At 33.9% G+C, this 6,797-nt stretch carries 6 protein-coding genes and 1 pseudogene; 3 read left to right on the top strand and 4 right to left on the bottom strand.

Annotated features, from left to right (window positions below; genetic code table 11):
* Positions 1 to 377: 377 nt before the first annotated feature.
* A complete protein-coding gene (locus RCH56_RS07255; protein ID WP_306484312.1) occupies positions 378 to 644 on the bottom strand; it encodes a GlsB/YeaQ/YmgE family stress response membrane protein in 267 nt (88 codons plus the stop codon).
* A 175-nt stretch (positions 645 to 819) separates the two neighbouring features.
* On the opposite strand from RCH56_RS07255, the gene RCH56_RS07250 reads away from it, so the two are divergent.
* The 3 genes from RCH56_RS07250 to RCH56_RS07240 are packed head-to-tail and all read left to right on the top strand — an operon-like array spanning position 820 to position 4,213.
* On the top strand, positions 820 to 1,533 hold the full coding sequence (locus tag RCH56_RS07250; RefSeq protein WP_306484311.1) for a response regulator transcription factor: 714 nt from the start codon (positions 820 to 822) through the stop codon (positions 1,531 to 1,533).
* Positions 1,514 to 2,839, top strand: a complete 1,326-nt coding sequence (locus RCH56_RS07245; RefSeq protein WP_306484310.1) for a cell wall metabolism sensor histidine kinase WalK — start codon at positions 1,514 to 1,516, stop codon at positions 2,837 to 2,839. Before RCH56_RS07250 ends, RCH56_RS07245 begins: the two co-directional genes overlap by 20 nt.
* A 12-nt stretch (positions 2,840 to 2,851) precedes the next feature.
* On the top strand, positions 2,852 to 4,213 hold the full coding sequence (locus RCH56_RS07240; protein ID WP_306484309.1) for a S41 family peptidase: 1,362 nt from the start codon (positions 2,852 to 2,854) through the stop codon (positions 4,211 to 4,213).
* Between the two features lie 157 nt (positions 4,214 to 4,370).
* On the opposite strand, the gene RCH56_RS07235 is transcribed toward RCH56_RS07240, so the two are convergent.
* The 3 genes and pseudogenes from RCH56_RS07235 to RCH56_RS07225 form a co-directional block, all read right to left on the bottom strand.
* Positions 4,371 to 5,453, bottom strand: a complete 1,083-nt coding sequence (locus RCH56_RS07235; protein WP_306484308.1) for a hypothetical protein — start codon at positions 5,451 to 5,453, stop codon at positions 4,371 to 4,373.
* Between the two features lie 91 nt (positions 5,454 to 5,544).
* Positions 5,545 to 6,468: a restriction endonuclease gene (locus RCH56_RS07230; RefSeq protein ID WP_306484307.1), complete on the bottom strand. Its 924-nt coding sequence runs from the start codon at positions 6,466 to 6,468 to the stop codon at positions 5,545 to 5,547.
* Between the two features lie 49 nt (positions 6,469 to 6,517).
* Positions 6,518 to 6,797 (bottom strand): annotated as a pseudogene (locus RCH56_RS07225) (DEAD/DEAH box helicase); the annotation flags it as partial.

Here is a 6,797-nt window from a genome sequence, read left to right as displayed (position 1 = left end):
GACAAGGACAAGGACAAGGATAAAAACGAAGATAAAGATAAAGATAAAGATAATAATGGCGAGAAAGAAAATGAAAGTAATAGTGGAACTAATAATTCCACAAGTGACGCCCTTGATAATTTATTAAATAAGGAATCTACAGAAAACAATTCTGGATTAGGCAACTAGAAGTCCCCCTCTGCGGGGTCTTTTAGTTTTATCTATTTTGTCTTGGATTAAAGAATAAGAATTTCATTATTGTTTTAATCCAAGGTTAATATCAATCATGGAAATCTTCCTATTTTATTTAAGTTAGGCCGTCTCAAAAGTTTTATAAAAAATAAATTTCTCCACCAAAAAACTTCCCAGCCTAAGCTAGGAAGTTAATTTCTCTTTAACTATTTAGTTTTTGCGCCAGTAATCTTATCGTAAGCAAATAATAGGATTACTGCACCGATTACTGCGTATACGATTTGCATTACAAGTCCTGGGTTTGCTGAGTTAAATAAAGTGCTAAATATCCAGTTACCAACTCCACCACCGATTACTCCGACGATGATATTTGCACCAGTTCCCATTTGAGCATCTTTACCCATAATTTTACTTGCAATCCAACCTGCAATTGCTCCGATAATAATTGAAGCTATTATTCCATAATTACCCATAATTTCTCCTTTCAAAAGTACTAGGTACTTATCTATAATCTAATTAGCAACACCTTTGCTGCTAATATATTTATATCCTTATTTTTATATTTTAAACATTTTTTTATATACAAGGTACAATGTATTAAAAGATAATTCTTATGTTATAATAGTTAATGGAGAGGAAAAAAAAAGAATGAAAGATATAAATATTTTAATAGTAGAAGATGAAAAAACTATATCTGATATAGTTAAAAATTATTTGATAAAAGACGGCTACCAAGTCTTTCAGGCCTTCGATGGTGTTAAGGCTTTAGAGATTTTTAATGAGGAAGAGATTGATCTTGTGATACTTGATCTCATGCTTCCAATGCTTTCTGGAGAAGAAGTCTTGAAAGATATTAGAAATAAATCCCAGGTTCCTGTTATAATTACCTCTGCCAAGGTCGAGGAATTCGATAGGATCCAAGGTTTAAGGCTCGGGGCAGATGATTATGTAACCAAACCTTTTTCTAATAAGGAACTTGTAGAAAGAGTTAAGGCTGTTCTTAGAAGGATCGAAAAATACAATATTCCTAGGGCAGATATTATCAAGACAAATGACGGAAGACTTCTTATGGATCTTAAATACAATAGATTCTTAAAAGATGGCAAGGAAATTTCCCTCACTAAGAATGAATTTTCTATTGTAAAGACCCTATTTTCAAGTCCAAACAAGATTTTTACAAGAGATGAGATAATTGAGCTAACCTTTGGTCTAGATTATGATGCCTACGACAGGGCAATTGATACTCATATCAAAAATATTAGACAAAAAATCGAGGACAATCCGAAAAGACCTCAATACATCAAGACAATCTATGGTATGGGTTACAAATCCGGTGGCGTAGATGACCTCGTTAAGGAATAAGTTAATCAAAAACTTCATCGCAGGAGTACTTGCTTGTATATTGATTTATTCAATCCTTATAACCCTGCTCGTCACTTTAAAATACTCGGACCTTTTAAAAATCGTAGACGATAAAAAGCCGAATCTAGTAAGCGAATGGTTTATAAGACTTAATAACGACGAAAATATTTCATCTGAAGGTATGTGGGCTTATCTTAATGATCTAAGCAAGCAGCAAAATGTCAATATCAAGTATTACGATCAAGATGGAAATCTTATTAAATATATCCATTCCCTTAAGACTGATGATCCTGATCATATCAAGAGCAAATCCTACAATGTCTTTAATGCCGATAAGAAACAAGAAGCGGGAAAGATTTTAGTAGAATATTCTGTTGATTATACGACTGTAAATAGGCTCCAGGACGATTTTAGACAGGCTGTAATCTATGCTATAACAAGCTCTCTTATAATAGGCTTTGTTATAGCTATTATCCTGTCAACCAATATTTCAAAACCTATTGTAGAGATGAATGACTTTACTGTAAAGATCAAAGAAGGAATCTATGAAAGCCTAGCAGATGAAGAAAGTGATATTAGTGAGATTTCAAATCTACAAAATAATATAAACTTCCTATCTAAATCTTTAAAAAAGCAAGAAGATATAAGGATGCGTTATGCCCAAGACATCTCTCATGAGCTTAGGACTCCCCTAACCAATCTTAAACTTTATATAGAGGCCTTAGATGATGGTGTGATGGAGTTTGACCAAACTACTGTCCAAAGCCTAAATGGAGAAATCAATAGACTACAGGTCCTTATAGATGGTCTCAAGGACTCCTTCAATGAAAGCGTGGAGATGACTAAGCTTAATCTCGAAAGAGTTAATATATCCCGCTTGCTAGATGGAATTGCAAATGGTTTTATGGCAAATTTCATAAATAGAAATATTAGCCTTACTAAAGATATTAAGCCTGAAGTTTACTTGGTGACAGATAGAAATAAGCTTCTTCAAGTAATACAAAATATCCTATCTAATGCCATAAAAGCCATAGACAGAGATGGAAATATAGAAATCAAGCTTGACGAATACAACAAGAAAGTATTTATAGAGATCTCTGATGATGGAATTGGGATTGATAGCGATAAGCTCGATATGATATTTGAAAGATTCTTTAGGATAGATGATTCTAGAAATACCAAAACTAATGGAGTGGGCCTAGGTCTTGCTATTAGCAAAAACTTCGTAGAAGCCTTGAATGGAAAAATTGACGTCAAAAGTAAGATTAACGAAGGTACGAGCTTTATCCTAACTTTCAAGAAATAAGTGCGGTGAATTATGAGAAAAAATAAGAAAAGATCTGATAAAGGCAAGAGAAAAAGCGAAATTAGAATAGTAAAAAGTGAAAAGAAAGATAGACGACGAAGGCCTCTTACAAGAAAACAAAGACTTCGCAGAAAAAAGGTTATTAGAAGAAGAAGGATACTACTTCTAATCCTCCTTGCCATTATTTTTGCTGTAGGAAGCATTATCTTTAGGAAATTTAATACCTACAAGTCCCCTGGCTATCCTAGTTTTAGGGACGAGGTCTTAGAAGGACTTACAGAAAATATCTTCGTAGGAAATACCGATGGCAGAAGCCTTACTAGTGCCGAAAAACTCGCTGATTACGATAAGCTCTACGAAGCTATAATTAGAAACTATCCAGTAAGTAAGGATAATAAAGATTATTTTAACCAATTCGCTAAGTCCCATGATAGTTTAAGAAAAAGAGCGGGAAATTCAAAAACTGACCAGGAATACTTCGACACTATTAGTGAAAGCCTAGCTATCCTAGAAGATCCAAAAACTTTCATCCTGGATAAGGATACTTATAACAATCTATTCAACTACTATAAGAACAGAAAGGATACAAATATAGCCAAAGTTCTTGGCAATGATCAAGCTGTCGATAGATATAAGAGGATGATTAATAAGGAAAACATCAACAAGGATATGATAATTGATAGGCCTAAGGCCTCAACTTTAATTGTTAGGCTTCCTGACTTTAATTCCAAAAATGTTGACTCTGATCTTGATTTAATTGCGGATAAACTTCAAAAGGGATCAGTAGAATCAATCGTCTTTGACTTATCTAATAATACATCCATAGACTCAGCCTTTGTCAATGAGTTTGTAACTTACTTTTTGGACAAGGACTATGAGGAAAAAGATATTTTCTTCTACAGGGGAAGCCTATTTGAAAATAAGCTCACTGATATGAAGGCAAATGATCAAAGTCCCTATACGACTGGCAAGGTCAAGAATCTCGCTATTAAGTACAACAACGAAGTAAGTAAATTTGACCTAGATGATTATACCTACTACGATCAGATTGAGCTTAAACTTAAGAAAAAGGATGATTTCAAGAAAAGAAAAATCTTCGTCCTAACTAACGAAAATACTGCAAACCAAGCTATAAGATTCGCATCGATTCTTAAGGATAACGGAGCATACACGATTAAAAACGCCTTAAGTTCAGATAAAACTCCTAAGGATAGAGTAGATTTCTTATCACCTAATCTCTTGCTTTTAGACCATGCTGGACTAATCCTTGCCATAAATACTGAAATTACGGCTGGTGAAGATAAGATATTAGAATATGATCAAAGGATAAATAGCGAAAATCCAGATAAGGCAATAATGGAAATAGTAAAATAAAAATTTGTAAAATCCCTTAGAGATTCTCAATTAGAAAGAGATTTCATCTAAGGGATTTTTCCTAAGAAATTTTCTATAAATATGGAAATTTTAATAATACACTTTAATTTTTCCCACAGAAAAAGCCTTTAGGAAATCCTAAAGGCCTAAGTTTTTATTATTTTCTAACAAATTCTTTGGATTTTCTCTCACCAAGTCTACCAGCATAAGCTGATACTACTAGGGCAAGTACAAGTCCTACAAACACAAGTACTGATCCAACTGATGCCTTGTTAGAAACATCTTCTGCTCCTTCTTTGGCTCCTTCTACAGTCTCGTCAACCTTATCACTTGCTTCATTTGAAAGTCTTGTGATTTCTTCACTTGCATTGTTGATTGTCTTTTCAGCTTCTTTTGAAGCATCTTGCAATCCGTTGTAGATGTTTTCAGAAACTTCACTAGCTTCTTCTTCTGTAAGATCGCTGTTCTTAGATACAGCATTATCAATAGCTTCCTTATCAGCAGAATCTGCTATAGTTTTTGCTCTTTCAGATAAAGAATCTGTTAGATCTTTAATAATTTGATCTTTGTTTTCTGGTTTTACTGCTAAGTCTTTTACTGCAGCTGTGATTTCATCTCTAGATTCTTGAAGTTGTCCTTCTAGATAATCTGGTTGAAGTTCAGGAACTTCTGTATCAGCTAGATATTTTTCTAGATTTCCTTGAAGTTCTTCTGTATCAATATCTGAAATACTAGCTCCTGCACTTTCAAGTGCCTTGCTTGCTGCATCTCCTGCAACATTTGAAACAGATCCTGCAACACTGCCTACTGCATCTCCTGCTGTCCCTGCTACAGATCCAATTACATTTCCTGCCATTCCTAGAGCAGATGCTACTGCGTTAAATACTAGTGTTATTAGTAGTAGGATTGTTACTGCCCAAGTAATAGCTCCATGAAGAAGACCAGTTGATCTTGCAGAATATCCTGCTACAAATCCTCCTGCACAGAATGAAATGATTAGGGTAATTATTGTCCAAATACCAGTACCCACTCCAATTCCTGCCATTGGGTCGGCGCTTGTTGGTGCAAATAGACCAAATCCTAGTGCTGCTGTTAGTAGGCTTAGAACAGCAAATACTGCTGCTGCACTTACAGCACCTGCTATGATTGAGCCCCAAGATAAGTTTTTACCTGCTTGGATAGGACTTGTTTCTTGTTCATAAAAAGCCCTATTAGCTCTTCTGTTATTATTTTCTGTCATTTTTCCTCCTTATGATGTCAAATCATTTTCAAAATTAAAATACATAAGCATTTTCTATGCTCGCTATATTATTATACCCATTTTTCTCAATTTACCTACAATTTTTGTAAACTTCTTGTTCTCTAAGGATTTCAGAAACCATATCTCTGCCCTTTTGCATCTTCTTTATATTTTTGATATCGAGTATTATAACATCATTTTTGATCAAATCATTCTTACTTTTATCTGTTAGATAAGAAGAGTTTATGATAAGTATTGGCCTTAGCCTAGTATCCATGTCAGAAATCTTTCCAATCATCTCTTTGATGAAATCCTCTTTTAAGCTTTTTTCAAAATCATAATTTTTAATCTCGATTGCAAATCGCTTATCCTTCTTCTTGGCGTAGAGATCAAATCTATGACTTCTTTCAAATTCTTCCTGGAAGGGCTCGACCCTGTAGCCAGATTTCCTAAAGGCCTTGGCTATGAATTCTTCCGTAGTAAAGTCTAGGTTAATCTTTCTTAAAGCCTTCAAGAGATTGGTCGGATTTATCTTAAATACTGCCCTATATTCGGTTATCTCTCCGAATCTTTTAATATCAAATCCAATGACAAGGTCATTAATCACATTGAAATTACCGTGAGCTATGGCATTTCTTATATGACGTAAAAGGGCCATGGTCTTTGTTTCACTAGAATCAGCTAGGGTCATTATAAGCTTTTGCTCATCTACCACTACCTTACCCTCGAATTTTTTCGCTAATTTCTCACTAATCTCCTCAGTAAAAAGCACATCTCTATCTTCTAATTTCATAGAAGCCATTATGTCTTTGAAGATATAATCGTCGTATTCTGGGTTTAGGAGAAGCTCGTTTTCCTTAGCCTGCTCTGAAGTAATATTTGGCACATACCACAAGAGCATCTTTATGGCTTCATCTAAATCTGGACTTAGCTTTATAGGAATTTCCTTATGTCTTATAGAAAAATCCATAAGTTTGCCAGTCTTATTTATTTCAAACTTATCTGTAATTTCCATCTTATAACCTTTCTTTTAGTATCTACTAATATCTTACCCAAATACATATTTATTTTTCTATCTTCAAGTAATTAAAGGAGCCATCTAGGTCTAGTAAATTCCTTAAGACGTATCTTATCTTAAGATTTTCACTTACAAGGTCCATATATTTATTTCCTAAAAGATAGGCACGGATAACTTTTGGATTATTTGAAAGATATGATATGATTTCACTTTCTAAAACTGGATTTTTCCTAATTTCATTAAGTGTTTTTCTTATATTTTTTCCTCTTATGGTAGATGACTTATCTATGAGCTTATAATTAGAAAGATATGATCTTATATTTAGC

Origin of the sequence: Anaerococcus sp., assembly GCF_030825785.1 — a bacterium.
Lineage (GTDB): Bacteria > Bacillota > Clostridia > Tissierellales > Peptoniphilaceae > Anaerococcus.
This window is presented reverse-complemented; position numbering and strand designations above follow the sequence as displayed.